This window comes from Rhizobium sp. Root274, from assembly GCF_001429245.1.
Classification (GTDB): Bacteria; Pseudomonadota; Alphaproteobacteria; order Rhizobiales; family Rhizobiaceae; genus Allorhizobium.
Map to the genome: position 1 here is coordinate 1 of NZ_LMJE01000007.1, position 25,309 is coordinate 25,309.

Annotated in this window: 26 protein-coding genes, 1 tRNA gene and 1 pseudogene; 11 read left to right on the forward strand and 17 right to left on the reverse strand. The window is 61.2% G+C overall.

What is annotated here, in order from left to right:
* The first annotated feature begins 509 nt into the window (after nucleotides 1–509).
* Complete coding sequence (locus ASE36_RS08955) at nucleotides 510–1,016, forward strand: hypothetical protein (protein ID WP_062278387.1); 507 nt, start codon at nucleotides 510–512, stop codon at nucleotides 1,014–1,016.
* A 179-nt stretch (nucleotides 1,017–1,195) separates the two neighbouring features.
* Here ASE36_RS08955 and ASE36_RS08960 read toward each other — a convergent pair whose 3' ends face one another.
* The gene (locus tag ASE36_RS08960) at nucleotides 1,196–1,801 is read right to left on the reverse strand and encodes a J domain-containing protein (protein ID WP_062281162.1); all 606 of its coding nucleotides are present in this window, start codon (nucleotides 1,799–1,801) and stop codon (nucleotides 1,196–1,198) included.
* A gap of 493 nt (nucleotides 1,802–2,294) precedes the next feature.
* On the opposite strand from ASE36_RS08960, the gene ASE36_RS08965 reads away from it, so the two are divergent.
* Nucleotides 2,295–2,507, forward strand: coding sequence for a cold-shock protein (locus ASE36_RS08965; protein ID WP_062278389.1), 213 nt, complete (start codon nucleotides 2,295–2,297; stop codon nucleotides 2,505–2,507).
* Nucleotides 2,508–2,586: 79 nt separating this feature from the next.
* Here ASE36_RS08965 and dusA read toward each other — a convergent pair whose 3' ends face one another.
* On the reverse strand, nucleotides 2,587–3,633 hold the full coding sequence (gene dusA / locus ASE36_RS08970; RefSeq protein WP_062278391.1) for a tRNA dihydrouridine(20/20a) synthase DusA: 1,047 nt from the start codon (nucleotides 3,631–3,633) through the stop codon (nucleotides 2,587–2,589).
* A 120-nt stretch (nucleotides 3,634–3,753) separates the two neighbouring features.
* Here dusA and ASE36_RS08975 point away from each other — a divergent pair.
* Nucleotides 3,754–4,806, forward strand: a pseudogene (locus ASE36_RS08975) (site-specific integrase).
* 116 nt (nucleotides 4,807–4,922) lie between these two features.
* Here the strand turns inward: ASE36_RS08975 and ASE36_RS08980 are convergent.
* From ASE36_RS08980 to ASE36_RS09025, 10 genes are all read right to left on the reverse strand, one after another.
* On the reverse strand, nucleotides 4,923–5,678 hold the full coding sequence (locus tag ASE36_RS08980; protein ID WP_062278393.1) for an SDR family NAD(P)-dependent oxidoreductase: 756 nt from the start codon (nucleotides 5,676–5,678) through the stop codon (nucleotides 4,923–4,925).
* A 169-nt stretch (nucleotides 5,679–5,847) separates the two neighbouring features.
* Nucleotides 5,848–6,786: a LysR family transcriptional regulator gene (locus ASE36_RS08985; RefSeq protein WP_062278396.1), complete on the reverse strand. Its 939-nt coding sequence runs from the start codon at nucleotides 6,784–6,786 to the stop codon at nucleotides 5,848–5,850.
* A gap of 420 nt (nucleotides 6,787–7,206) precedes the next feature.
* Complete coding sequence (locus ASE36_RS23275) at nucleotides 7,207–8,241, reverse strand: FAD-dependent oxidoreductase (protein ID WP_082584744.1); 1,035 nt, start codon at nucleotides 8,239–8,241, stop codon at nucleotides 7,207–7,209.
* A 1-nt stretch (nucleotide 8,242) separates the two neighbouring features.
* Nucleotides 8,243–8,953 carry an SDR family NAD(P)-dependent oxidoreductase gene (locus tag ASE36_RS08995; RefSeq protein WP_200945174.1) on the reverse strand — a complete coding sequence of 237 codons (711 nt, stop codon included), beginning with the start codon at nucleotides 8,951–8,953 and terminating at the stop codon, nucleotides 8,243–8,245.
* Nucleotides 8,953–9,438, reverse strand: coding sequence for a MarR family winged helix-turn-helix transcriptional regulator (locus ASE36_RS09000; RefSeq protein ID WP_062278400.1), 486 nt, complete (start codon nucleotides 9,436–9,438; stop codon nucleotides 8,953–8,955). Before ASE36_RS09000 ends, ASE36_RS08995 begins: the two co-directional genes overlap by 1 nt.
* Before the next feature lie 297 nt (nucleotides 9,439–9,735).
* Entirely contained in the window at nucleotides 9,736–11,376 is a 1,641-nt protein-coding gene (locus ASE36_RS09005; RefSeq protein ID WP_062278401.1) for an ABC transporter ATP-binding protein, read from the reverse strand.
* Between the two features lie 735 nt (nucleotides 11,377–12,111).
* Nucleotides 12,112–12,660 (reverse strand): tyrosine-protein phosphatase, encoded by a 549-nt coding sequence (locus ASE36_RS09010; RefSeq protein WP_244474712.1) that lies wholly within the window; start codon nucleotides 12,658–12,660, stop codon nucleotides 12,112–12,114.
* Between the two features lie 317 nt (nucleotides 12,661–12,977).
* Nucleotides 12,978–13,415 (reverse strand): DUF1489 family protein, encoded by a 438-nt coding sequence (locus ASE36_RS09015; RefSeq protein WP_062278403.1) that lies wholly within the window; start codon nucleotides 13,413–13,415, stop codon nucleotides 12,978–12,980.
* A gap of 269 nt (nucleotides 13,416–13,684) precedes the next feature.
* Nucleotides 13,685–15,085 (reverse strand): L-serine ammonia-lyase, encoded by a 1,401-nt coding sequence (locus ASE36_RS09020; RefSeq protein WP_062278406.1) that lies wholly within the window; start codon nucleotides 15,083–15,085, stop codon nucleotides 13,685–13,687.
* A 348-nt stretch (nucleotides 15,086–15,433) separates the two neighbouring features.
* Nucleotides 15,434–15,673 carry a hypothetical protein gene (locus tag ASE36_RS09025; RefSeq protein WP_062278411.1) on the reverse strand — a complete coding sequence of 80 codons (240 nt, stop codon included), beginning with the start codon at nucleotides 15,671–15,673 and terminating at the stop codon, nucleotides 15,434–15,436.
* Between ASE36_RS09025 and ASE36_RS09030 the strand changes: the two genes are divergently transcribed.
* From ASE36_RS09030 to ASE36_RS09040, 3 genes are all read left to right on the forward strand, one after another.
* Nucleotides 15,672–16,364 (forward strand): DUF599 domain-containing protein, encoded by a 693-nt coding sequence (locus ASE36_RS09030; RefSeq protein WP_062278413.1) that lies wholly within the window; start codon nucleotides 15,672–15,674, stop codon nucleotides 16,362–16,364. The genes ASE36_RS09025 and ASE36_RS09030 overlap by 2 nt on opposite strands.
* 135 nt (nucleotides 16,365–16,499) lie before the next feature.
* The gene (locus ASE36_RS09035) at nucleotides 16,500–17,492 is read left to right on the forward strand and encodes a DUF1624 domain-containing protein (RefSeq protein WP_244474713.1); all 993 of its coding nucleotides are present in this window, start codon (nucleotides 16,500–16,502) and stop codon (nucleotides 17,490–17,492) included.
* Nucleotides 17,493–17,506: 14 nt separating this feature from the next.
* Nucleotides 17,507–17,983: a methyltransferase family protein gene (locus ASE36_RS09040; protein WP_062278416.1), complete on the forward strand. Its 477-nt coding sequence runs from the start codon at nucleotides 17,507–17,509 to the stop codon at nucleotides 17,981–17,983.
* A 32-nt stretch (nucleotides 17,984–18,015) separates the two neighbouring features.
* Here ASE36_RS09040 and ASE36_RS09045 read toward each other — a convergent pair whose 3' ends face one another.
* Both ASE36_RS09045 and mgtE read right to left on the reverse strand, forming a co-directional pair.
* Nucleotides 18,016–18,402: a MerR family transcriptional regulator gene (locus ASE36_RS09045; RefSeq protein ID WP_062278418.1), complete on the reverse strand. Its 387-nt coding sequence runs from the start codon at nucleotides 18,400–18,402 to the stop codon at nucleotides 18,016–18,018.
* A 67-nt stretch (nucleotides 18,403–18,469) separates the two neighbouring features.
* Complete coding sequence (gene mgtE, locus ASE36_RS09050; protein ID WP_062278421.1) at nucleotides 18,470–19,882, reverse strand: magnesium transporter; 1,413 nt, start codon at nucleotides 19,880–19,882, stop codon at nucleotides 18,470–18,472.
* A gap of 187 nt (nucleotides 19,883–20,069) precedes the next feature.
* Here mgtE and ASE36_RS09055 point away from each other — a divergent pair, with 187 nt between their 5' ends.
* A complete protein-coding gene (locus ASE36_RS09055; protein ID WP_062278423.1) occupies nucleotides 20,070–20,564 on the forward strand; it encodes a peptide deformylase in 495 nt (164 codons plus the stop codon).
* Between the two features lie 70 nt (nucleotides 20,565–20,634).
* Nucleotides 20,635–21,135, forward strand: coding sequence for a BON domain-containing protein (locus ASE36_RS09060; RefSeq protein ID WP_062278426.1), 501 nt, complete (start codon nucleotides 20,635–20,637; stop codon nucleotides 21,133–21,135).
* A gap of 58 nt (nucleotides 21,136–21,193) precedes the next feature.
* Here ASE36_RS09060 and ASE36_RS09065 read toward each other — a convergent pair.
* A tRNA-Leu gene (locus tag ASE36_RS09065) sits at nucleotides 21,194–21,278 on the reverse strand.
* On the reverse strand, nucleotides 21,243–21,515 hold the full coding sequence (locus ASE36_RS22560) for a hypothetical protein (protein ID WP_156378618.1): 273 nt from the start codon (nucleotides 21,513–21,515) through the stop codon (nucleotides 21,243–21,245). Before ASE36_RS22560 ends, ASE36_RS09065 begins: the two co-directional genes overlap by 36 nt.
* Here ASE36_RS22560 and lipB point away from each other — a divergent pair.
* Nucleotides 21,492–22,208, forward strand: coding sequence for a lipoyl(octanoyl) transferase LipB (lipB, locus tag ASE36_RS09070; protein ID WP_062278428.1), 717 nt, complete (start codon nucleotides 21,492–21,494; stop codon nucleotides 22,206–22,208). The two genes, ASE36_RS22560 and lipB, sit on opposite strands and share 24 nt — an antisense overlap.
* Before the next feature lie 15 nt (nucleotides 22,209–22,223).
* On the opposite strand, the gene ASE36_RS09075 is transcribed toward lipB, so the two are convergent.
* The gene (locus ASE36_RS09075) at nucleotides 22,224–22,661 is read right to left on the reverse strand and encodes a helix-turn-helix domain-containing protein (RefSeq protein WP_062278430.1); all 438 of its coding nucleotides are present in this window, start codon (nucleotides 22,659–22,661) and stop codon (nucleotides 22,224–22,226) included.
* A 317-nt stretch (nucleotides 22,662–22,978) separates the two neighbouring features.
* On the opposite strand from ASE36_RS09075, the gene ASE36_RS09080 reads away from it, so the two are divergent.
* Both ASE36_RS09080 and ASE36_RS09085 read left to right on the forward strand, forming a co-directional pair.
* Nucleotides 22,979–23,911, forward strand: coding sequence for a DMT family transporter (locus ASE36_RS09080; RefSeq protein WP_062278432.1), 933 nt, complete (start codon nucleotides 22,979–22,981; stop codon nucleotides 23,909–23,911).
* A 109-nt stretch (nucleotides 23,912–24,020) separates the two neighbouring features.
* On the forward strand, nucleotides 24,021–25,292 hold the full coding sequence (locus ASE36_RS09085; RefSeq protein WP_062278435.1) for a hypothetical protein: 1,272 nt from the start codon (nucleotides 24,021–24,023) through the stop codon (nucleotides 25,290–25,292).
* Nucleotides 25,293–25,309 lie beyond the last annotated feature (17 nt).

Sequence of the window (25,309 nt, forward strand, 5' to 3'; positions counted from 1 at the left end):
CGGGCCTGACCCGAGGACCGACGCCCGTCGCCGCCTTGCCAGAGGGACGCATGCAGCGGGAAAAAACGCCGAACGGGGCGCCGGAAGGAGCCACATAAACTACTTAGACAGGTTGCTTCTGGCGCCTCGTCCGAGACAAATTTTGACCGATCCGGAGGGAGATGATCCCGACCGGCGGCGAAGCATGCGAGGCTTTATCTCCCCCCTTGCGGGGGAGACTCCGGAGCGGTGGCCGAAGGCCAGAAATCGATCCAGTGAATCGATTTCAGCGAACGGAGGCCTGAGCGCGACGCCGCGCGAAGGCTGTGAGAAGGCTTAGGCGAGCGCAAGCCGCCTAAACTTCAGATTTTCCAAGAGAGGGGCTCCGTTCCAGCGGCGACAACCTCACCGAGCCCCCCTCTTGCGAAATCTGAGGTTTGGCCCTGATCGAGCCAATTCCTCGATTTCGCTTTCTCCCCCGCAAGGGGGGAGATGGGCCGCCCCACCCCAACCACAGAAAGGAGACCGACATGTCAGACCAACAGACCACCCACCACCCCACCCCCGAAACGATGCACCTGCGCCTCATGCGCGACACGGCCGCCGAGTGGCGCATCCCCCAGCTCTGCCGCATCCGCCAATGCCGTCGCAGCCGGATCTGCGGCGGCCCCGCCGCCCCGGCGGAACGGCCGATCACGACCGGCGAACGCCTGCCGCCCTGCCTGCGCCGTGCCGAGCCCACCCTGCGGCGCAACCTGCTGACGCTGGCCGATACGCTCTCCGCCTGCATCGCCCCGGTCGACGGACCGCGTCTGTGGCCGCAGGATGAGACGGCCGCAACGGAACTGCGCGTCCACCTCGGCCTTCTGCACCGCATCCATGGTCGTCCGGGCCTGCATCAGGACGCGGAGCGGGCATCACTGGCCGCCTGGTCCGCCAGCGATCCCGACCCGGACGAGACCGCCCTCTACCGCCGCATCTGGCGCCACCGCAAACCGGAAAAGCGCCCCGCGGGCGGCACGAGTGCCCCGGCATGACCGCAGCCACCACTCTCCCCCCGTCTCGGGGCAATGTCGGCGCAGCCGACAGAGGGGGGTATGCCGCGGGCAAGGACACCCGCGGACAGTGCCGCCGGGTTAGGCCCTCCCCCTTGTGGGGAGGGTTTGGGTGGGGAGGGTTTGGGTGGGGAGGGTTTGGGAGGGGAAGGACGGAGCCCCTACTCCGCCGCCTTCGGCAGATCCTCGGCCTCGACGCCGGGCGCCAGCGGCTCCATTTCGTAGGAATAGCCCTCGAGCATGGTATAGGCCCGCTCGATCGCAGCGATCTGCGCCTCGGCATTCTTGATCGCATCGGTGATCGACTGCGCCCGGGCCCTCAGCATCGAGCCGAGCACATCGGCATCCGGCCGGCGGCCGAGCCGGTCGAGATGTTTGCGCACCCGCGCCCGGTGGCGCTCCAGCTCGAGAATATGGAAACGGGCTTTGAGAATATCGTCGGTCAGCTTGCGGCGCAGCCCGGCCACAGGATCGAAGGACCCCGGCTCGCGCTCGTCGAGGATCATGTCGTTGATCAGCGTCTCCAGGACCATGACGCCCTTGAGATCGGCGGGTTCGGCGAGCTGCGGATCATAACCGGTATCGTCGAACACCCGCCGGCGCACCGGATCCTTCAACAGCTCGTAACAGGTGGAAATTTTCGCGAACGCCTCGGCATCACCGCCGCCATCCGGGTGCGCGCTTTTGGCGAGCTTTCGATAGGCCGCCTTGATCGCGGCCTCGTCGGCGTCGCGCGCCACGCCCAGGAGCTCGTAAGGGTCGATCATCGCGGCACCCGTTTTCGCCATACTCATCCACTCCCGCGTCCGCCCGGTTCAGCCCTGCCCCCGACCTACCCTCCCCTAAACCGGGATGGAGGCCGCTTCAAGACGGAACACCGCGCCGTCCCCGGCGGCGTTTGGGATGGCCGCAGGTGGTCCGGCCACGGAGCAGAGGCGGCATGGCATCGTTACCACCCATCAAATCTCAAGGAATTCAGATCCTTGACACGATTTTGCGATCCGAAGTGTGACTTTTCATACTTGCCAAGATTCCGAAATGACCCTACCTCTTATGCGGTTCGGGCAGCAATGATCCCGGAGACTGGACTGACTTGTATGGACCGCGTCTCGCGGTCATGGGGGCCTTCTCCCGCCGGTAGACGTTCTTTCCCCGTTATCGCGATCCCTCGACGGTTCCGTTTCGGCGGAACTTCAACCAGCCGCTTCCGGTCCGCCGGCCGTGGCGCAGACGACCAACACGGGAATAAGGAACTCTCCCATGGCCACCAAGGGCACCGTTAAATTCTTCAACCAGGACAAGGGTTTTGGCTTCATCACCCCGGAAGGCGGCGCAAAGGACGTGTTCGTGCACATCTCCGCGCTCCAGGCCTCGGGCCTGCAGACCCTGCAGGATGGCCAGCAGGTCACCTTCGACACCGAGCCGGACCGCATGGGCAAGGGCCCGAAGGCCGTCAACATCCAGTCTGCCTGATTTAAAGTTTTCGAATGGCGTCCCCCGGGACGCCATTTTTGCTTTTAGAGCCTGAAAATCGCCGGAAAGCCGTGCGAGATTACTCCGCGGCGGCAGAGGTTCCGGCAGAGCCCTGTGTCTTCGGACCACCTCCAATATCGACCGCCGCAAAGGCCTCGGCAATCAGGTCAGGCGAAACACCCGGCTTCGTCGCCTCCGACGACAGGATCTGCCGATAGCGCCGGGCGCCGGCATAACCCTGGAACAGCCCGACCATATGCCGTGTGACATGGTTGAGCCGCCCGCCGGACGCGATCACCCGCTCGGCATAACCGATCATCGCATCGCGCACGCGATCCCAGTCGACGGGCACGGCCGGCGCACCATAGACCCGGGCATCGACCTCGGTGAGCAGAGTGGCATTGTGATAGCTCGCCCGCCCAAGCATCACCCCATCCATGACGGACAGATGGAGAAGTGCCTGATCCAGATCGGAAATCCCGCCATTGATGCCGAGAAAAACACCCGGGTTCTCCCGCTTCATCCGATAGACCAGCTCGTAATCCAGCGGCGGAATTTCCCGGTTCTCCTTCGGGGAAAGCCCCTTCAGCCAGGCTTTGCGGCCATGGATCCAGATCGCATCGGCACCTGCCCCGATCATCCGCGCAAGGAAATCCGGCAACACCTCGGACGGCTCCTGCTCATCCACCCCGATCCGGCACTTGACCGTCACCGGCACCGTTGCCACCTTCTTCATGGCAGACACACAGGCTTCCACCACCTCCGGCGTCTGCATCAGACAGGCGCCAAATGTCCCCGACTGCACCCGGTCCGACGGACAGCCGACATTGAGGTTGATCTCGTCATAGCCGTAATCGGATGCGATCCTCACCGCCTCAACCAGCTTGCCCGGATCAGAGCCTCCAAGCTGCAGCGCGACGGGATGCTCCTCGCCGTTGAACGACAGAAGCTTCTCCCGCGGCCCATGAATGATCGCATCCGCCACCACCATCTCGGTATAGAGAAGCGCATGGGCCGAGAGCTGCCGGTGAAAGAAACGACAATGCCGATCCGTCCAATCGATCATCGGCGCAACGGCAAAGACGGGAGCCTTGAAATAATCGACGTCTTCTTCTTTAACAGTCACTTACGGCACTTTCTTCATCGTCTTGTTTACGCTTGTTCCAGGCATTTTCCGCCCATTTTAAAACCGGATTTGGTCCAGTGGCCCGATATGACAATCTGTGGACCAACTTAGGAGCCGGCCATGGGCACGATCAGCGCGCGCAAGCGCAAGGATGGCAGCGTTGCTTACCGGGCGCGAGTGCGGGTCATGCAGGATGGCGTGACTTATCACGAGACCGAAACCTTTGACAGACGTCCTGCGGCTGCAGCCTGAATTTCAAAACGAGAACGAGAACTCTCCAGACCAGGAGCAGTCGCCAAATCTAAAAATGAAGACCCGACGACATTGGCCAGAGTGATCGATCGCTACACCGAGGAGACCATCAGGGAGATTGGTCGCACAAAAGCGCAGGTCCTGATGGCGATCAAGAACTATGACATCGCCAACATGCCCTGCTCTTCGATCAAAGCAAAAGACATCGTTGAATTCCTACAGTCACTCACGGCAAAGCCACAGTCCGGCGGGAACTACGCCAGCCATCAAGGCGCGATGTTCGCGATCGCGCTCGACGAGCAATAGATGAAGGATGCCGTCAAGGTCGCCCGTCGGATGGGTCTTATCTCCCGGTCAGTGCAACGCGATCGAAGACCAACTTTGGATGAACTCGATCGGCTGATCGGCCATTTTATTGACCGATGGAAGAAGGTTCCCCAGGCGATGCCGATGCACAAGGTCATCGCGTTCGCGCTATTTTCGACCCGGCGCCAGGAGGAAATTACGCGGATCAGATGGAAGGACTTCCAGAGAGAGCACAGGCGCGTCCTTGTGCGCGATATGAAACATCCTGGAGAAAAGATCGGCAATCACACTTGGGTAGACCTTCCTGATCAAGCAATTCAGATCATCGACAGCATGCCAAAGGGCAAGGCTGAGATATTCCCCTACTCCACCGATGCAATCTCGGCAAATTTCACGCGAGCCTGTAAGTTTTTGAATATCGAGGATTTGCGCTTCCACGACCTGCGCCATGAGGGCATTTCACGATTGTTCGAGATGGGCTTGAACATCCCGCACGTGGCTGCGGTGAGTGGACATCGTTCCTGGGTCAGCCTCAAGCGATATGCGCACATTCGCGACACTGGCGATAAATATGCTAGCTGGCACGGCCTTCCGACGGTCATCAAGACGCGCTAGCTACCCGCTGACTGCTAGGTACCTGGGGACGCGTAGAGCCGAAAATGTGGCGAGGGATTGAGTTGCGGATGAGGAAAGTGTGGGGAGCGGTCCCCCGCCGCTCCCTCCAGTTCTCATCACACCTGCGCTTGGCCGCCATCTGCGAACAGTTCCGCGCCATTGACAAAGCTCGCGTCGTCGGACGCCAGGAACAGGCTGGCTTTGGCGATTTCGTCCGGATTGCCGACGCGACCGAGCGGGATGCGGCTTGCCAAGAAGTCGAGCAATCCCTGCTGCTGCGCCTCGTCGCTGCCGGCCAGCTCCACGAGGCCTGGCGTATGGGTTGCACCGGGCGAAACGACGTTGACGCGAATGCCGGTTCCTTTCAGATCAAGCGCCCAGGAGCGGGCTAGGTTACGAACCGCGGCCTTGGATGCAGAGTAGACGGAAAAAGCTGCGGTGCCCTCCGTGCCGGCAGTCGAGCCGGTGAGCACGATGGAGGCGCCCTTGCCCATCATCGGCAGGGCTTTCTGTACCGTAAAGATCACCGCCTTGACGTTGCGGCCGAAGGTGTCGTCGATCTGCTCTTCGGTGATCTGGCCCAGCGGAAGCATGCTGCCGCCGCCGGCATTGACCACGAGAACATCCAGCCGGCCCTGCTCGGCCTTGATCTGCGTGAAGAGCCGGTCAAGGTCGGTGTTGCTGCTGGAGTCCGCCTGGATTCCCACTGCCCCATGGCCGATCTCGGCGATAGCCTGGTCAAGGGCGTCCCTGCGACGTCCCGTGATGTAGACGCCCCCGCCTTCGGTTGCAAAAAGTTTGGCTGTTGCAAGGCCAATGCCGCTGGTGGCGCCGGTGACGAGGGCAATCTTGTCCTTAAGTCGGTTAGTCATATCAATCTCCTGTCTTTGGCCACGCGAAAGGGGTCAGCCCGAGCGCAACCGGCCTGTTGAGTGTCTGGCTTTTTCGGGAGGTGGCGTGGCGCTTAGAACGTCGTCGCCGTCCGATGATTCAAAGATAGGCGCCTGAACCTGCTGTCGGAAGACGCGCATTCTGAAGAGATTATTCAGCCGAATGGATAATGCCATCCATCTGCCGGCGCGCGTCGAATGGCTTGAAAACCTCGGCTGCCCATTCGGTAAACGCCCGCAGCCGCGCGTTCGGATAGCGCTCGGCGGGATAAACCAGATGCAGCGGCCGGTGTGCCGGTTTCCACTTCGGGAGCAGTTCTACGAGAGATCCGTCTTCGAGATGTGGTCTTACGAGAAAACCGAAGGTCTGGCCGATGCCGAGACCGGCGATGATGCAGTTCAGGTGTGCCGTGCTTTCATTGACCGAAATGCCCGGCGTGACCGGTGTATATTCATGTCGCTCCTCGCCCTTCTGAAAGAGTAGGGCAAAGCGCTTTCCCGATGATGCAGAGAAATAGCTGGTGATGCGATGTTCCGCGAGGTCATTCGGATGCCTCGGTACTGGTCTGCCGGCCAGATAGGCAGGCGCTGCACTGACAATGAAATCGAATTCGCAGAGCTTGCGGGCCTTCAGCGTCGAGTTTGCGAGTGGGCCGCCGCGGATGACGCAGTCTATACCTTCGCCGACAAGATCGGCGGACCGATCATTGACGCCAAACATCAGGTCTATGTCAGGATAAAGCTCCTGGAATTCCGGCAGCCGCGGAATGAGGATCTTGTTTGCCATGACCGAGCCAATATCCACGCGCAACCGCCCCTTCGGCGAAGCTCGGGCCCCGGTAACATGTCCATCCATGTCCTCCAAATCGGCAAGAAGACGAAGGGCCCGTTCCCGATAGGCAGCACCTTCCGCGGTGATGGTAACAGAGCGTGTGGTTCGCTCCAAAAGCTTGGCACCGAGATGCGTTTCCAGGTCCTGCACGAGCTTACTGACCGTGGATCGCGGCAGGTTTAGCGAGGCTGCGGCCTTCGCAAACGATCCGGACTCGGTGACGCGTACGAAAGTGCGTAAAGCGAGGAGTTGGTCCAAAGGCTGTCCTGGTCTCTGAAAATTGTAGGTGCTCATGATATAGCAGGCGTGCGTTTACAAACTTTCGACCATGCCGCTAAAGGCACCTATGACTATCCTGGTTGGCTCGGAAACCCGATCCGCTTTGCGGAACCGCTGGATGCGGCGCACGGGAGTTCCAATCACCGTTCGATGATACGCATTCGTCACGGCGAACGAAGGTCACGAAAGCCCACTTCGATCTATATGCGACCCGGGAGCATGCAGTAGAAGAGCCACCCGCCGCGAATAGCCTTTGGGGGTCGACCAAGCTCCACGTCAGACGATTGCATGCAGGACTGACCTGAGACCCGACTTCCCTGCAATTTTCGGGAGAGTCTTGGGTTTTCTGCTCTGGGACCAAACCTTGGACCGCCGGAAGCTGGAGTTTTCCGGCTCTGATCACGATGGCTGGCTGGTTGCGCCACCGGGATTATGCAGGGCGATCGGGACGTTATAGCCGATTGCCGAGTGAGGACGTTCCTCGTTGTAGTACCTGCGCCAAGTCTCCAACTTTTCTCGGGAATCCGCAAGGGTCAGGGACCAATGAGCGTTCAGGCACTCGGACCTGAGCTTGCTGTCGAACGCCTCGATGAAGCCGTTGTCAGTCGGTTTGCCAGGGCGTGAGAAGTCCAGGGTGACGTTGTTGGCATAGGCCCAGAGGTCGAGATCACGGGAGATGAACTCACTGCCATTGTCCACCCTGATCGTCTTGGGATAGCCTCGTGGACAAAGTCCATTGCCCAGACATCGTTCGGCCCGACAGCCCATGAACAGGCTGGACCACGCGCCGCCCGCCAGCACGACAGACGAGCAGGCGATTTCACCACGTTCGGTGACCACACCCGATACCCGACCGCCGGACATCTGCAGGCCGCGCACCGCACATTCGGTGAGAATATGCGCCCCGCGATCACGCGCGGCTTCCGCAATCGCAGGCGCCGCCCTCTGCGGCTCGGCGCGGCAATCGCCGGCGGTATAGAGCGCGCCGGCAATCTTCATTCGGTTGCCGGGGTACTTCGCGTTGAATTCGGCCGCGCTCAGCATGCGGCTTTCGATCTGGTAACCCTCGAGATTGCGGTTCCAGCGCTCGTGCTCGTCGAACTGCTTCTCGTCCGCGCAGGTGAAGACGATGCCGGAGCGCTTGAAGCCGGTTTCGCGGCCGGTGCGGCGGTTTAGATCGGCCCAGATGCGCAGTGCTTCCGCCATCAGCGGCACTTCGCGCGGGTCGCGGCGCGAGATGCGCACCCAGCCCCAGTTGCGGCTGGACTGTTCGTGACCGATGCCACCTTTTTCGCACAGCGCAACCCGCAGGCCACTCTCGGCGAGTTCGAGCGCCGTCGAGGTTCCGATGATCCCACCACCGATGACGACGACATCCACCTCTTTCGGCAGTTCGGCATCGCCGTGGACGGGAACGACAAAAGGACCGGGCATTTCAGAAGAACTCCTCGAGTTGGCAATTGACGGCGAATTCGGCGACGGAGGCTTGGTTCGGCAACGAAAGCAGCATGGCGATGATGCGGGCGAGATCGTCCGGCTGAGTGAGCAGTTCGGCCGGGCGTTCCGTTAGGGCGGCGGCCATGTCGGTTGCGACGAAACCGGGGCACACGGCGGTAGCCCGGACGCCCATGTCGAAGCCGGCCTGGCGGATGCCGTGGGCGAGTGCAACGGCCGCAAATTTCGACAGCGAATAGCTACCGGCGCCGGCGGATTTGACCCTCTTTCCGGACAGAGAGGCAAGGATGATGACGCGGCCCCGCCCGGTTTCGCATAGAGACTGCCAGGCAGCCTTTGCCAGCCGCCGCGGCGCCTTGACGTTGACCGACATCATGGCGTCGATATCCTCGTCGTCCGCCTCTATCACCGACTTGGGGATCATGATGCCGGCATTGGCCACGAGAGCATCGATGCGACCGAAGCGCGCCAAGGCCGCCTCGACCCAGCGCTGTTCGGCGCCGACGTCATCGGCGTCATAGGCCATCAGATGCACTCGATCCTCAAGGCCTTGCGCCCAGGCGGGCAGCACCGGCTGGCGCATGCCGAGCGACACTGACCATCCTTGCCGCAGCAATTCTGCTGCCAGATGGCCGCCGATACCACGGCTTGCACCGGAGACGAGAACGACGGCACCTTCGGGAGACATCATCATGGCAGCCCCACAATCCGCCGATAGGCGCGTCGCAGGATGTCAATCACCAACTTCTGCTCGTCTTCCGGAATGAAGAAGAAGAAGTCCCGCGACTGCTTTGGCACAATCTCGCGCACCTTGACTGCAAGGGCGGCACCGGCCTCGGTGATATAAAGCTCCTGCGCACGGCTATCTTCCGGCGACACTTCGCGACGGATCAGCCCGTGCTGTTCCATCTGATCGATCAGCCGCCCCATGGCCGAACGGTCCTTGAGGATCAGATGCGCGATTACCGATGGCCGGATGCCTGGATAGTCGTCGACAAGAAGCAGTGTTGTGATCTTTCCAGTGCCTTTTGCCACATCCAGCCCCTCCAGCCGCTCATCGAGATCGCGGGAAACAGCGAGGTTGATGGTGCGGATGTAAAAGCTCAGCGTGTCTTCCAGCACATCAATATTGATGTCCTCTGGCACTGTCGGCGGTTTGGCAGGCGGTTTGCTCATCAGGGGTTCCGTTCGAATCGACACAAGGGTTCCAGTCCGACAGCGCCATCTCCTGGCGTCGCCGTGCGGGTCTCCGACCATCTCCTATTGCAATTCGATGGGGACATGAAAGGATAATTAGTGGACAATATCAACTAAATTATTGGCCAAGATCAAAATATTTTTGTTACGTTTCATGCAGTTATCGGGAAAACGACTTTTCCGCCGGCTTCATACGAAGCCAGCGTGAACGGGTGCCCCGAAGGCAGTAGAGCGGCCGACGGGCGCCGCGACAGCGCCTCCCGTCGGCTCTCGTGATCAGCCAGTCGCGGCCGCCGGTTCCCAGTCTGCGCCGGGGATCGCGGCAACGAGCTTGCGGGTGTAATCGTGCTGCGGATCGCGGAAGATTTTCGTCGGCGGCCCCTCCTCCACCACGTCACCCTTGTGCATGACCAGCACCTCGTCGCAGATCTGGCTTGCGACCCTGAGATCATGGGTGATGAAGATCATGGCCACTTTCATGTCCCTCTGCACGCGGGCAAGCAGTTCGAGGATCTGGGCCTGGATCGAGACGTCGAGGGCTGAAACCGCCTCGTCGGCCACCAGCACCACGGGATCGAACATCAGCGCCCGGGCGATGCCGATACGCTGGCGCTGACCGCCGGAAAATTCGTGCGGGAAACGGTCATAGGCCTGCTCGTCGAGACCGACCAGCCTCAGGAGACTCAGCGCCTTCGACCGGGCTTCCGCCACGGAGGTGCCATGGGCAACCGGCCCGACCGTCAGAAGCCTGCCGATCGTATGGCGTGGGTTAAGCGAGGCAAAGGGATCCTGGAATATCATCTGGATATAGGGGCGTAGCGATCGGAAACTATCTTCCGGCATCGCGGCAATGTCGCGCCCGGCAAAATGGATCGATCCGCCATCCGGCTCCAGAAGCTTCACAAGCATCCGGCCGAGAGAGGACTTGCCCGACCCGCTTTCGCCGACGACACCAAGGGTCTGGCCCTTGCGGAGCCGGAAGCTCACGCCATCGACTGCTTTGACGACGCGCGCCTTGTGAAACATTGAGCCTGTGCTGCGGTACTCCTTTTCGAGATTTTCCACTTCCAGAACGACGGGCGGAGCCTCGCTGACCGCTTCGGCGCTTGCACGCATGCGCGGTACGGCAGCGACAAGTCGTTGGGTATAGGGGTGGGTGGGATGGACCAGCACCTGATCGGCCCGTCCCTGCTCCACCAGATGGCCCTTTTCCATCACCACGACGCGATCGGCAATTTCGGCCACCACGCCGAAGTCGTGGGTGATGAACATGACGCTCATACCCTTGCGCTTCTGGATGTCGCGGATGAGATCGAGGATCTGCGCCTGGGTCGTGACATCGAGCGCCGTCGTCGGCTCATCGGCGATCAGCACCTCCGGATCAAGCGCCAGCGCCATGGCGATCATAATCCGCTGGCGCTGGCCGCCGGAAAGACGGAATGGGTATTGCAGTCGCATCAGTGGCGGATCGGGCAGCCCCACTTCCTCCAGCAGGGCAAGAACCTTGGCCTTGCGGGTCTCCGCAGTGCCGTATCCATGCGCTTCGAGGACTTCGGCGATTTGGTCGCCGGCGGTCATCAGCGGATTGAGAGCGGACAGCGGATCCTGGAAGATAATGGAGACGGCCCGGCCCCGCAGAGGACGGATAACGTCCTCGTGAGCGGCAAGGATATCCATTCCACGGAAATGGATCTCACCCGCGCTGACTTTGATCACGGGTGAAAGCAGCCCCATGACGGTATTGGCGGTGACGGACTTGCCCGATCCGGACTCACCGATGATGCAGAGGATTTCCCCCGCATAAAGATCAAAAGAAATGTCTTTGACCGCGTGGGTACGCTCCATTCCCGGCGGCAGGTCCACCGTGAGATTACGAACGGAGAGCACCACGTCGGCCGACGTGGTGTTTTGCGACATAAGTTCCCCTTGTTTTTTGTAACTTTGTTCGCGTTCGACTGCACGCAATGTGCTGGACAAGATAGTGGATCATATCCACTATCTTGTCCAGAGGTCGAGGCCAGTGGGCTGCAAATCCTTCGGGAAGGTGCTCTGGAACGCGATCGCGAATGGTTGTGTGATCGACGTCTCGGCTTAAAAGCCGCCATTCCATTTCGCTATCGTCTTCGTTGCAACGAACCGAATATCAAAAGCCAACACTGATTAAGATACCGAAGCGGTTCAGTTCACCAAGATGATGCGCAAAGCGTTTGTGACACTGTGGTGGCCTAATGCCCATCAAGCTATTGACCAAATTCCGCACACGTCACGCGTAAACCGCACGTGCCAACTGAATGGTTCGCTGGCGGAGGTAGCGCCTACCAAAAGACACTTCTTCACCGCCATCTTCTGGTACTTGGTACATGCAGAATCGCGCAATCAATTGAGTCAATTGAGAAAATCTGACCGATCCGTCCAGTCGATCATCGGCGCAACGGCAAAGACCGGCCGGCCATAGGGCGTCCGACCGGGAATATCGCGGGTAAGAAAGTCGGTATTCGTCGTCATGGCCGCGCCATATCATGCTTTTCAGCGAAAGGACACACCGTAGGGGGTCGCCAGTCTCAGTCATCAGCCAGACCGACCTGATTAACCAAGGTGGCTGATCCAACCCTGAACGCCGCGCGTCCGACGAGCCCAGCCGCCGACCTTCCCTCAGCTATCGAGGCCGATCACCTTTTCCAGCTTTTCCCAGGTATCATCCATGGCATAGGCGGCGAGAAACGGCAGGTTGATATGGCCGTAGAGGGGCGAGAGTTGCCATTCAGCCTCTTCTTCGTCGACGCCCGCCACCTGCTGGAGGAAGATGACCGAGGCAAGCCCGGTGCGGTCGGCGCCTGACATACAATGGACCAGGATCGGCTGTTCCGCAGCCTTCAAGAGCGCCAGCAATTGCTGCGTTTTTTCCGGCGTCAGATCCTTGCGGGCCGACATGCCGAAATCGACATGCGTTGCGCCATGGGCGGCGGTCGCCGCGACCTCGTCGTCATACCAGCCTTTGCCGACACCTTCGCCGCGCAGGTTGATCACCGTCTTGATGCCATAGCGATCGATCTCCTCGCCGAGCCGCGCGCCCGAGAGCTGGGCGGACCGGTAGAAACGCCCGGGAACGACCTCGTGAAAATTGCCCGACAGAATGAGAATGCCGACATAGGCGCCGAAGAGAACGGCCACAGAGGCAATCGACAGACCGGTGCGAAACACAATCCTGCGCCAGCGCGACCGATGCCGCGCAGAGCCGTCGGCAGTTTGACTAGCTACGTCAAGCGCGCCCATCAACATCCCCATCATCCCAATAGCCTTTTCCGAAAGGGGCCATGGAACTGAATTCGGACCTTTCGATGACCGCTAAAGCCCCTATCCGTCCCGCATCATCATTTTTAACCGGCAGCAGCAAAACAGACGCTACACCTAAAACACAACAGCACTATATCGCTTTACGATGTCCGCCAAAGTCTCACGTGCGCATCCGCAGGCTCATTTTGCCGCGACGGCAAAGGGAAGCCGCGTTGCTTTTAGAGTCACAACAGCCCCAGTTCCGCCAGTTCCCGTTTCAGGTCGTCGGGCATATCCTCGATATTGGCGCCCGAGGCCGAAAGATCGCGCGGGGCGGCATCGGCATCCAGATAACGCCAGCCCTGAAAGGGGCGACGCGGAGCGGGAGCAACTTCGATAACCTCAGGGCCCAGGATCAGCTCGCAACGGGAAATCCCGTCGCCACCGGTAAAAGTCTTGATGTCGAGGAGTTTCTGCCGGGCCGAGAGCTGACCCTTGATGATCCAGTAGAGCGAGCCGCCATCGAGCAACTCATCCATGCGCTTCGGCACCATGCGGGTGACATGCGAGGAATGCGGCTCCAGCCCCGCCGCGACGGCCACGAGGCAGCGTTCGGCGACCCAGTCGCGCAGGTCGTCGATGGAGTCGGCTCCGACGCAGAGCTTGAGGAGATGCAGTGCCATGCTCTCCGGGATAACCGGTCTGGCCAGAGGGTCAAGGGCCGGGGTGTCGCAGGGGCGACGTGCTCAACAGTTTCGATGGTTTCTGCTGACGCCGTCATCCTCGGGCTTGTCCCGAGGATCTACTGAGGGAGGCAGAGGATGGGACGCCCACGCAGGAACAGGCCACTGGCGCCGAGCGCATCGCAGCGGTGGCAGATCCTCGGCACAAGCCCGAGGATGACGCCGGAACTGTGTCAAGACAGCCGCTCCACACGCCCCCCCTGCCCGCGTCAACATTCGACGACGTTGACCGCCAAGCCGCCAAGCGAGGTTTCCTTGTATTTTTCGCTCATATCGTTGCCGGTCTGGCGCATGGTTTCGATGCAGGCGTCGAGGGGTACAAAATGCACGCCGTCACCCTTCAGCGCCAGAGAGGCGGCGGTGACGGCCTTGACGGCACCGAGTGCGTTGCGTTCGATACACGGTACCTGGACGAGACCCGCAACGGGATCGCAGGTCATGCCCAGATGATGTTCAAGCGCGATTTCAGCGGCGTTTTCGATCTGCTCCGGGGTGCCGCCCATGACGGCGGCGAGACCGGCGGCGGCCATAGCAGATGCCGAGCCGACTTCGCCCTGACAGCCGACTTCGGCGCCTGAGATCGAGGCATTGTGCTTGATGATCCCGCCGATGGCAGCCGCTGTTAGAAGGTAGTCGCGAATGCCGTCCTGATCGGCATCGGGATGGAAATGCAGGTAGTAGCGGATGGTCGCCGGCACGACGCCGGCAGCGCCATTGGTCGGCGAGGTCACGACACGGCCGCCAGCCGCATTCTCCTCGTTCACTGCCATGGCATAGACCGACAGCCAGTCATTGGCCAGAACCGGGTTCAGGCGGTTGGAGCGCCATTCCTCCTGCAGCTTGTCGTGGATCGACTTTGCGCGCCGGCGAACCTTCAGGCCGCCCGGCAGCTGGCCGTCCTGTCGCAAACCGCGATCGATGCAGCTGAGCATTGCATCCCAGATCCGGTCGAGCCCGGCATCGAGATCCTCGCGTGAGCGCACGACTTCCTCGTTCGCCCGTTTCATCTGCGCGATGGTGAGCCCGGAGGATGCGGCCATGGCCAGCATCTCCTTGGCCGAGGCAAAGGGATAAGGCACCTTCTGGCTCGACGCCTGCTTCTTCTGCTTTTGCAGGGCAAGAAGCTCGGTATCGGTGACGACAAAACCGCCGCCAATCGAATAATAGATCTGGGTGAGGAGAACGCGACCATCCTTGTCGAGGGCCGACAGCCGCATGCCATTGGCATGGCCGGAGAGCGGTGTCTTCTTGTCGTAGACCAGATCGTCCTTCGGCTGGAAATAATAGGCCGGATGCCCGGGAGGCGTGACGCGGCCGGTGCGCTCGACCTCGGCGATAATGCCGTCCATGCGATCCGGATCGATACTGTCAGGCGCCTCGCCCATCAGCCCGATGATCACGGCATTGCCGGTACCATGGCCGATGCCGGTATAGGCAAGCGAACCGTGCAGACTGGCTTTCAGCGCTGCCACATGGGCGCCGACCGGTCGTGGCCACTGGTCGGAGAGAATGAGGTCGAGAAACCGGTTGGCCGCCGTCATCGGACCCATGGTGTGGGAACTGGAGGGGCCGACGCCGATCTTGAACACGTCGAAAACCGAAAGAAACATGGGGCTCCTCGCCTGCAGTCATCAAAGCGCAAAGGCTAGAGCATCGCCTATCACGAATGCGCCTTGCAATCGACATCGGCTTTCATGGCCGCGACATGACGGAGATGGTGTTCGGGAGCCTGAAAAGCAAACAGCGCGGTCGAGAAGACCGCGCTGTTTGGAATGCTGCATGTGAAGTGTCAGATGCTGCCGAACAGATAAGCCAGGCAAAGGACGCCGGCGAAACCCATCAGAGCGCGAAATGTGACACCCCAGCACGACTTCTGGAAACTGCTTTCCATGGAAACTCCAGATGAAGTCACGTGGTGATTAAAGCCGTCCCCCGACCGCTTTATGGACCCTCATGTATTAAAACCCGGCCCGTTTCGCAACTGCAAAAATGGCAAAAGCATGGCGCATTTTGCGGTGCAGGCATGCACGCAGCGCATGGATATGTGAAATTTCAATGACATAGTTGGCGCAATCCTTAACGTAATCAGCCTGGAGACCGCCCCAATTCGGACCAAAGTCTTGAAACTGGTTAATTGCCATTGTGGAGAACCGCAGGCGCGGGATAATTCCGCGAGCCAGAAGGGGGAATCGTTTCATGCTCGTCACCGATTATGCCGCTCTTGCGCTGTTCGTCCTGCTCTGGGTTGCCTATGCCTGGATCACCGGCAGCCGCCGAATCCTGTCTCGCACCAGCCTGACCAAGGCCATGGCCGAACGGCGCCGGGAATGGATCCTCAACTCGCTCACGCGCGACCTGAAGATGATCGATACCCAGATCATGGGCGGCTTGCAGAACGGGACGGCCTTTTTCGCCTCCACCACCATCTTTGCGATTGGCGGCTGCTTTGCCCTGCTGGGCGCGACCGAGCAGGTGGATGCGATCCTGAAAGACATTCCCTTCATCGTCCAGGGCGGCCGGGCGACTTTCGAATTGAAGGTGTGCGGGCTGATCGCGCTGTTTGCTTATTCTTTCTTCAAGTTCGGCTGGTCCTACCGGCTCTTCAACTATTGCACCATTCTGTTTGGTGCCATTCCGATGACCGACGAGGCGCGCGAGCATCCGGCGCGCACCATGGCCGCGGCTGAGCGCGCGATCCAGATGAACATCATCGCCGCGAGCCACTTCAACATGGGACTTCGGGCGATCTTCTATTCGATCGGTTATCTCGGCTGGTTCGTCAGCCCGTGGATCTTCATGCTGGCATCGGGCACGGTCTTCGTGGTGCTGATCCGGCGCCAATATTTCTCCGAGGCGCGCCGCGCGCTTCTGAACGACCCGACCGACTGACCGCTCGCAAAGGGTGAGGACAGCGGGGACAATCCGCCCCCGGTCATGAAATCGCCGCCTTTGCACGATGAGGCACCGCCACAAGCGCAGGCCGCAATTCGTGCGGCGATCAGAACGACCGAGGGAGGACGACGCGTGCCAGACAGCATTCCGGACAACGCGCAGACTTCGACCGAGATCACCCGCGCACGGCCCCGCCTGCTCTGGCTGGACGCGTTTCGCGGTCTGGCGCTGATCGCGATGGCGACCTACCACTTCAGCTGGGACCTGGAATTTTTCGGCTATCTCGCGCCGGGCACCTCCACCGAAGGGTTTTTGCGGCTCTATGCCCGCTCGATCGCGTCGACCTTCCTGTTCCTCGCCGGCTTCAGCCTCGTGCTCGCGCACTATCCAAGACTGCGCCCACAGGCTTTCCTGCGCCGCTTCGCGGTGATCCTCGCCGCAGCGCTGGCGATCACGGCAGCCACCTGGTGGTTTGTGCCGGATGGACTGATCTTCTTCGGCATCCTGCATGCCATGGCGCTCGGCAGCCTGGTGGGTTTGGTTTTCCTGCGCCTGCCGGTGATCATCACGCTCGCAGCAGCAGTTGGCGCCATGGTGCTGCCAAGCTTCTATCGCTCGTCGATCTTCGACACGCCTATCTTATGGTTTGCCGGTCTCTCGGAACACCTGCCGCGCTCGAACGACTATGTACCCCTCTTCCCTTGGATCGGCGCGCTTCTGATCGGCATCGTGGTTGCCCGCCTGCTGGTCGACCACGACCTTCTCGGTCGCCTGTCGCGCCTGCCCAAAGGTCCCGCCTGGCTGCGCTGGGGTGGCCGGCACTCGCTCACCGTCTATCTCCTGCACCAGCCGGTGCTGATTGCGCTGGTCTTTGCCGCAAGCCACATCGTTCCGCCGCCGACGCCGGATCCGATCGAATCCTATATCGGCAGCTGCGAGCCGGCCTGCCAACAGCAGGGAAACTCCGCCGAGATTTGCAAGGCCTTCTGCGCCTGTACGCTGGACCGTCTGCAGGCCCAGAGCCTGCTGGAACCGCTCCAGTCTGGCGCAATCTTGCCGGATCAGGATGAGCGTATTCTGGCGCTGGCCTCCGAATGCACGGCCAAGATCCAGACCACGCCGTAACGGGGAAATTCATCATGAATGCCTACCGTGCGAAGCCCTTGCGTTATCCCTGGCCGCCGGTGATTTACGGCGGCGCCGTGACCCTGGCACTGGCCGCAGAGCGGCTGGTGACGCCGATCCCGCTTTCATCGCCGAACCCTATCTTGCTGCCGATTGCCGGGTTCGCCCTAGCGCTTTTTGCCGTCAGCCTGGACATATGGGCGGTGAAGACGCTGCTGGAGCGACAGACTGCGGTGCTCGGCACAGGCTGCGCCCGCCATCTCGTCACCTGCGGTCCCTTCCGCTTCACGCGCAACCCGATCTATCTCGGCTACACGCTGCTGACACTCTCGCTCGGGCTGATCAGCGCCAGTGCCTGGTTTCTCCCGGCAGCACTCCTGGCGGCACTGACCGCGCAGTGGGTGGTCATCCGCTGCGAGGAACAGCATCTCGAACAGCGGTTCGGCTTCGACTATGAATGTTATTGCAAGCGCACCCGCCGCTGGATCTGAGCAACTGCGACGGGAGGTCTAGTGGAGCTCACTCAGCTGCCGACGCCGATTTCGACGAGGCGCGTCAGACAGGCCTCTTCGGCCTGATCGAGTTCCGTCAGGGTCTCGTCGATATCGCGGCGCTTCTGGCGAAGGTCTTCGCGCTTCTCGTCGATCTTCTTCATCATCAGCTTGAGCTGACCGATTTCGCCCGGCGGCTCCTTGTAGACATGGACGATTTCGCGAATTTCGTTGATCGTGAAGCCGATGCGCCGGCCGCGCAGGATTTCCTGCAACAGACGCCGGTCCGCGGCACGGTAAAGCCGCGTGCGTCCTCGCCGCTCCGGATGGATCAGGCCTTCGTCTTCGTAGAATCTGAGCGTGCGCGTGGAAACGCCGAATTCACGCGTCAATTCTGTAATGCTATAATACTTCTTCACGTCCGGTTCGTCCCTGTGCGTCGGGACATAATATTGACTTTTACGTACAAGTCAATTTTCGCAAGATTTACATGAACCACCAAGTCGCAAGGCCGAGGAACGAAAAGAAGCCGGTGATGTCGGTGACGGTGGTGACGAAGACGGCAGAGGCTACGGCCGGATCGGTGCCGATGCGGTCTAGCAGCAGCGGGATGAGGATCCCGGCGATCGCTGCCGCCATCATGTTGATCAACATGGCAGCCGCGATGATGCCGCCGATATTGGCGTCGTGAAACCAGAAACCGGCAACGATCCCGATCAAAACGCCGAAGATCATGCCGTTCAGAAGCCCGACCCCCGCCTCGCGTCGGACGACCCGGACGGCATTGTGAATGTCGAGATTGCGGGTGGCAAGCGCGCGCACCGTCACCGTCATGGTTTGCGAGCCGGCATTGCCGCCCATACCCGCCACGATCGGCATCAGCACGGCAAGAGCCACGATCTGCTCGATCGTCGCCTCGAACAGCGAGATGACGGAGGCGGCCAGGATCGCGGTCACAAGGTTGACGGCGAGCCAGGGAACGCGCGAGCGCGACGTTTCGGCCACGCTGTCGGACAGTTCTTCGTCGCCGACGCCGCCGAGGCGAAGCAGGTCTTCCTCCGCCTCTTCCTGGATGACGTCGACCACGTCGTCGATGGTGAGCACACCGACGAGCCGGTCGTTTTCATCGACGACGGCGGCCGACAAAAGGTCATACTGCTCGAAAAGCTGGGCCGCCTCTTCCTGGTCCATTTCGGCCGGGATCGGGTGGTTGGTCTCGTGCATGATGCTTTCGATCTTCACCTGCCGCTTGGTGCGCAGGATGGCGTCGAGCTTGACGGCCCCGAGCAGTTTGAAGGTCGGATCGATGACGAAGATCTGGGTGAAGTTTTCCGGAAGCTCTTCTTCCTCGCGCATGTAGTCGATCGTCTGGCCGACCGTCCAGAACGGCGGCACCGCGACGAATTCCGTCTGCATGCGCCGCCCGGCCGAGCTTTCCGGATAGTCGAGCGCGCGGCGCAGGCGCACCCGCTCGGTAAATGGCAGCTGGGCAAGGATCTCCTCACGGTCCTCGTCGTCGAGGTCTTCGAGAATGTAGACCGCGTCGTCCGAATCGAGATCGCCGATCGCAGCTGCGATCTGCTCGTTCGGCATCTGGTCGACGATCTGCATGCGGATCGCTTCGTCGACCTCGGTCAGCGCCGTCATGTCGAAATCGTCGCCGAGCAGGCGCACCAGCGCCACGCGCTGGTCCGGCTGGATGGCCTCGATCAGGTGGCCGAGTTCCGATTCGTGAAGCTTTGCCACGTGCTGGCGCAGGAACAGCACGTCGCGATCGGCGATCGCCGCCCCGACCATGGTCAGGAACTCATGGCGGATATAGCCTTCGTCGTCGTAGATGTCGGCCTGGACCTCTTCGGCCACCGGGCGGTCGAGGATATCCTCTTCGGTCTCTGTCATCTGCCCGCCCTCGCCTGCCCTGAGCCTTGGTTCGCTGCCCCGGAGAATGGCGGCAAATATCCTCATGTCAACAATCGGATAGCGCGATACCGCAATGCCTGTTCAAAGCTGCGTGCATGCTGCTACCCTGATTTCCGTGCCCGGTCCAGCCTGCCGGGCAGAGCCGTCTCCAGAAAGCCTGAGCCCCGTGACCCTGCTTCCCATCTGCCGCTATCCGGACCCCGCCCTCAAAACACCCTGCACACCCGTTGCCGACTTCGACGCGGCACTTGTTCGCCTGCTCGACGATCTCGATCAGACGATGAAGGCCGCCCCCGGCGTCGGCATCACGGCTGCCCATTGTGGCATCTTCAAACGGGTCGTTGTGCTCGATCTGCCGGAGATCGGCGGACGGCGCGACTTCGTCAATCCGGAGGTGATCGAGACATCGGCCGAGACCATGACCCATGTCGAAGGCAGCGTCTCCATGCCGGGTTTCACCGAAGAGGTGACGCGCCCGCGCCGCATCACCCTGCGTTACCAGACGGCCGACGGCACGGTGATGACGGAAGACTTCGAGGGGTTCCCTGCCATCTGCCTGCAGCACGAGGTGGATCAACTGGACGGCCTGTTCTGGATCCAGCGCCTGTCACGCCTGAAGCGCGAACGGATCCTGAAGAAATGGGAGAAGGCAAACCGCTGAGGGTGGCGGGACCGAACAAAAGCCCGGCCAAGGCGTTGATCTGCATCTCTCATGATGAAGGAGCCACCCCATGGCCAAGGATGACCGCAAGACCGATTTCTCCACCGAAGAGGAATTCCGCGACGACGATCAGCGCAACATTGCCGACGGCTGGCCTTATGCCGATGGTGAAGGCGCGACAGCGGCCCCGATCGGCAATCGCGGCTACGGCGAAACCGGCGCCAATTTCGACCAGGACCGCAACCAGGGCTTTCGCGTCGATGACGTCAATGCCGACGGCTTCGAACCGCAACCGGCCGCGACCGCGTTCCCGACGACCGACGGACGCGAGGACGACGACCAGCTCGAATCCGATGTGGCCACCGCGCTGGAAGAATTCGATGACGGCGTGCTGAACGGCCTCGACATCCATGTCGACGGTCACACGGTGACGCTGCGCGGCGCGGTGGACACCGCCGAAGAACGCCGAGCCATCGAGCTCAAGGTGCTGGGTGTCACCGGCGTGAGCAAGGTCAAGAACTTCATCACCACGCTCGGGGTGGATAGCCATATTCCGGACGATGGGAACTGAAACGCCCTGCAATTTCCCCAGCGAAAACAAAAAACCCGGCGCAAGCGCCGGGTTTTTTTGGTGCGGTCGAGAAGACTCGAACTTCCACGGGTTGCCCCACAGCGACCTCAACGCTGCGCGTCTACCAATTCCGCCACGACCGCATCGTGGTAGGCCGAATTGCTCCGGCGGGGGTGCATGTAGCAAAAGCATTCGGGGTCCACAAGCCCGCCATGATAGATTTTTGAAAATTCGTCAGAGGCGGTGGATAACCCGTCCGAAACACCGGAGGGGCGGCTCTTGAACTGCCGCAACTTTCTTGCCAAGTAAAAGGAAAACAAGGCTTTTCGGCCTTTCTTCCTGACGGCGGATTTCTCATGCAGCGCACCGATCTCGACCATCACATGTTTGCCCGCGAGGACTGTCCGCCTGTACGCTGGCGGGTTTCCGACGGCCTCGTGCCATATGAGGAAGCGGTCGCGGAAATGGAGCGCCAGGTGGGTCTGATTGCCGATGGCGCAGCCGAGGAACTGGTCTGGCTGGTGGAGCATCCGCCGCTTTATACGGCCGGCACCAGCGCCGATTCCAAAGATCTGATCGAGCCGGAGCGGTTCCCCGTCTTTGCCACCGGCCGTGGCGGTGAATACACCTATCATGGTCCCGGCCAGCGGGTGGCCTATGTCATGCTCGATCTGAAACGCCGACGCCAGGATGTGCGTGCCTATGTGGGGGCGCTGGAAGAAGTCGTGATCCGCACACTGGATAGCATGAACGTCAAGGGCGAGCGCCGCGAAGACCGGGTGGGCGTCTGGGTGCGGCGGCCGGAGCGGCCGGCCCTGCCCGATGGCACCATGGCCGAAGACAAGATTGCGGCGCTCGGCATCCGCCTCAGGAAATGGGTGAGCTTTCACGGCCTTTCGATCAATGTCGATCCCGATCTCAGCCATTTTTCCGGCATCGTGCCCTGCGGCATCTCTGCTTATGGCGTGACCAGCCTTGTCGATCTCGGCCTGCCGGTGATGATGGCCGATGTCGACATGCGGCTGCGCGCGGCATTCGAAGAGGTTTTCGGCCCGACGGTCAGCGAGGCGTGAGCGTCGCTAGCCCATTCAGGCGCGGCCCATGACCGGGCCGTCCAGATCGCGACCCTTTCCATCAGACGCGGACTTCGCCTCGTAACGGTCGATCTGACGCGCCATGTCGGCGATCAACCGTCCGCATTCCTGATGGGCGTCGGTCAGGCGCTGCAACTGCAGGCGCAGCGCCTCGAGCGGCAATTCGCTGGTCTCTTCGATCGGCCCTGAGCCGAGACCCGTCATCAGCCACATCGGCGAAACGCCGAGAATGCCGGCGAGATCGACGAGCTTGGAGGGTCGGGGTTCCGCCCGGTCGGCTTCCCAGGAAAGCAGACTTTCCTTGCGCACGCCGACGCGATTGGCGACATCGGCGAGCGACAGGCCGACGGCATCACGGGCAGTCGACAGGCGTCCACCGAGCGTGTCGTCGCTGGCATCGGTCATCCGGGCAAAAATCCTGCGGGCGCTCATCGGCCGTCTCCTCTTGATCGACGTGGCCGGCGGCCACTCCTCTCCGCATCCCTGACCGCAAGAATAAGCGAGACGGACATCGGGCGCCACCTTCGCCGCGCCAGAGACGGGCGTGAAACCGTCGCGGCAACTTGGGATTTGAGAATACGAACGCGTTGAAACGCACCACACGTCAAAAGGTTCCACGCCATCGACGGCCTGTGTTGTGACCTCGAAGATTGGAGTTTGGAGCCACCTTGATCAACGCAGGGCCTTGTGGTTGGTGGGTGCGCAAGGTTGCGCCGCAGCCTTGCCCATCACGATTCTCAAGGTCCTTCATGCAGCCGTCATCATCCAATCCCGTCCGTGGCATGGTCCTGATGGCCAATTGCATGCTGATCCTGCCGATCATGGATGCAATCGCGAAATACATGGCGAATGTCGAAGGCATGTCGCCGGGGCAGATTACCTTTTATCGCTTCTTCTTCCAGCTGCTCTCGGTGCTGCCCTTGCTGGTGCTGCTAAATAGGTCCCACGCACTCTCGGCCAAACGGCCGTGGATCAACCTCTTGCGGGGCGCAATCCACGGGGCTGCGAGTCTGATGTTCTTCATGGCGGTCAAATACATGCCGCTCGCGGACGTCTTCGCCATCTATTTCGTCGAACCTTTCATCCTGACGGCGCTCTCGGCGGTGTTCCTGAAGGAGAAAGTCGGCTGGCGCCGCTGGCTGGCGATCGCCGTCGGCTTTGGCGGTGCGATGATCGTCATCCAGCCGAGCTATCAAGTCTTCGGACTGACGGCGCTGCTGCCGGTCGTCTGCGCCTTCCTCTATGCACTCTACATGTTCCTCAACCGCGCCATCGGTGAGGCGGATACGCCGATGACCATGCAGACAATGGCCGGCATCGGCGGCACGCTATTCATGGGCCTGGCCTTGCTGGGAGGATCGAGCGTTGGGGACAATGACTTTGCCGTCTCACTGCCCGGCTCACCGCTGGCCTGGGGCCTGCTCATCCTTCTCGGCACGATTTCGGGTTATATCCACCTGCTCGTGGTGCGCGCCTTCCGCCTTGCCCCGCTTTCGGTGCTGGCACCGTTCCAGTATTTCGAGATTATCGCCGCGGTGATCCTGGGTTACGTCCTGTTCGGCGAATTCCCGACTGTGTCGAAGTGGCTGGGCATCGCGATCATCGTCGGCTCCGGCCTCTTCATTCTATGGCGCGAGCGCAAGCGCGCCGTAGACAGCGTAGCGATCGAGCCCAGCACTTGAGAGCGGTTTTTAGGCGGTATTTGTGCGGCATTTAAGCCTTTCCCTACATTCAATGCTAACGGGCGGGCTCTAGACTGGGGCCTCCTTCAGGCAATCGGGAGACCGGGATTTGGCGACGCATCAGGCCGCATTGTTTCTGCTTGCCGTCAATCTGGGCCTCTTGTGGCTGCTGATGGCGGTGCCGCTTGGGCGGCGGACGCTGAAAGTGAGCCAGAGCCTGCGCGAGCGTGCCGAAGACGTCTGGAACATCACCCGACCGGCAGGCGATCTCACCGCCTGGCACCCGAGCGTGATCGCGGTCACGCCCGTTGATGGCCATCCCGACCTCGTCGAATTCGCCTATCGCCACCCTGACCGCCATGGCCGCCCGAGCCGCCGCACCATGGTGGTTGACCGTGCGTCGATGACGGCGGGCGGCAGCTTTTCCTGCGAACTGAGGGTGGTCGCGGACAGCACGCTCGACCAGACTTTCTGGAACGGCTTTAGCGAGCGGCGCACGGTGGAACGCACCGCAACCGGCAGTGTGGTGACGGTGGAGCAGACCGACACCTATCGCGGCCTCGCCTTCTATCTCTTCCGCCTGTTTTTGCTGCGGCGCGAGCTTGCAGCCCTTCGGGATCATCTAGAAGGGCGCCGCGGCTCCCCGTTGTCGCGTCTCGAACATCCGCTCTGGCAGACGCTGCTGGTCATTCTCTCGACACTGCTGCTCTGGCCATTCTTCGGCCTGACCAGGACCGGGCTGATGATGTCGACCTTCCTCACCCTCGTCATCGTGCTGCATGAACTCGGCCATATGGTTGCTTACCGCGCCTTCGGCCATCCGAGCGCCCGCATGATCTTCGTGCCGCTGCTCGGCGGCATAGCGGTGGGCGGCCGACCGTATAACTCCCTGTTCGAAGTGGCGAGTTGTGCCCTGATGGGCGCCGGCGTTTCGGCTTTCCTGGTGCCGACCCTGGTTGCTACGCACGAATCGGTTCTCGGGCTGCCCCATGCTTCAAGTTCTGAAGGCCCGATCCTGATCTTCCTGGTCATTCTAGGCGCGTTCAATCTGCTGAACCTGCTGCCGACCTTTCGTTTCGATGGCGGCCAGGTGCTCCGCCAGATCTTTCAGAATCAGACAATGCTGGCGCTGGCGAGCTTTGCCGTATCCGGCGTGGTGCTGTGGACCGGCTGGCGGATCGGCCTCTCGGCCCAGACACTGATCGTGGGACTTGCGGTGTTCACTTTGCTCAGCCTGATCCGCACGACGGGCGCAAGGCCACGCGAGGAACTGGTGGCGATGACCTCGGCTGAAAAGCTGATGACCGGCTTCGGCTATTATGCGGCGCTCGCCATGCATGTCTATGCGGTGATCTATGCCTGTGACAGGCTGTTTGCCTGAACATTAACGGCACATCA

What these genes read in the sequence shown, in the direction of transcription:
- lipB (WP_062278428.1), top strand. Translation starts at nt 21,492, where the DNA reads ATGCAGCGCACCGATCTCGACCATCACATGTTTGCCCGCGAGGACTGT.
- ASE36_RS08995 (WP_200945174.1), bottom strand. Translation starts at nt 8,953, where the DNA reads ATGATGTCTCCCGAAGGTGCCGTCGTTCTCGTCTCCGGTGCAAGCCGT.
- ASE36_RS09015 (WP_062278403.1), bottom strand. Translation starts at nt 13,415, where the DNA reads ATGGCACTGCATCTCCTCAAGCTCTGCGTCGGAGCCGACTCCATCGAC.
- ASE36_RS09040 (WP_062278416.1), top strand. Translation starts at nt 17,507, where the DNA reads ATGAATGCCTACCGTGCGAAGCCCTTGCGTTATCCCTGGCCGCCGGTG.
- ASE36_RS23275 (WP_082584744.1), bottom strand. Translation starts at nt 8,241, where the DNA reads ATGCCCGGTCCTTTTGTCGTTCCCGTCCACGGCGATGCCGAACTGCCG.
- ASE36_RS09030 (WP_062278413.1), top strand. Translation starts at nt 15,672, where the DNA reads ATGCTCGTCACCGATTATGCCGCTCTTGCGCTGTTCGTCCTGCTCTGG.
- ASE36_RS09020 (WP_062278406.1), bottom strand. Translation starts at nt 15,085, where the DNA reads ATGTTTCTTTCGGTTTTCGACGTGTTCAAGATCGGCGTCGGCCCCTCC.
- ASE36_RS09075 (WP_062278430.1), bottom strand. Translation starts at nt 22,661, where the DNA reads ATGAGCGCCCGCAGGATTTTTGCCCGGATGACCGATGCCAGCGACGAC.
- ASE36_RS09080 (WP_062278432.1), top strand. Translation starts at nt 22,979, where the DNA reads ATGCAGCCGTCATCATCCAATCCCGTCCGTGGCATGGTCCTGATGGCC.
- ASE36_RS08955 (WP_062278387.1), top strand. Translation starts at nt 510, where the DNA reads ATGTCAGACCAACAGACCACCCACCACCCCACCCCCGAAACGATGCAC.
- ASE36_RS08965 (WP_062278389.1), top strand. Translation starts at nt 2,295, where the DNA reads ATGGCCACCAAGGGCACCGTTAAATTCTTCAACCAGGACAAGGGTTTT.
- ASE36_RS08960 (WP_062281162.1), bottom strand. Translation starts at nt 1,801, where the DNA reads ATGATCGACCCTTACGAGCTCCTGGGCGTGGCGCGCGACGCCGACGAG.
- ASE36_RS09005 (WP_062278401.1), bottom strand. Translation starts at nt 11,376, where the DNA reads ATGTCGCAAAACACCACGTCGGCCGACGTGGTGCTCTCCGTTCGTAAT.
- ASE36_RS22560 (WP_156378618.1), bottom strand. Translation starts at nt 21,515, where the DNA reads ATGGTCGAGATCGGTGCGCTGCATGAGAAATCCGCCGTCAGGAAGAAA.
- mgtE (WP_062278421.1), bottom strand. Translation starts at nt 19,882, where the DNA reads ATGACAGAGACCGAAGAGGATATCCTCGACCGCCCGGTGGCCGAAGAG.
- ASE36_RS09000 (WP_062278400.1), bottom strand. Translation starts at nt 9,438, where the DNA reads ATGAGCAAACCGCCTGCCAAACCGCCGACAGTGCCAGAGGACATCAAT.
- ASE36_RS09025 (WP_062278411.1), bottom strand. Translation starts at nt 15,673, where the DNA reads ATGAAACGATTCCCCCTTCTGGCTCGCGGAATTATCCCGCGCCTGCGG.
- ASE36_RS08980 (WP_062278393.1), bottom strand. Translation starts at nt 5,678, where the DNA reads ATGACTAACCGACTTAAGGACAAGATTGCCCTCGTCACCGGCGCCACC.
- ASE36_RS09060 (WP_062278426.1), top strand. Translation starts at nt 20,635, where the DNA reads ATGGCCAAGGATGACCGCAAGACCGATTTCTCCACCGAAGAGGAATTC.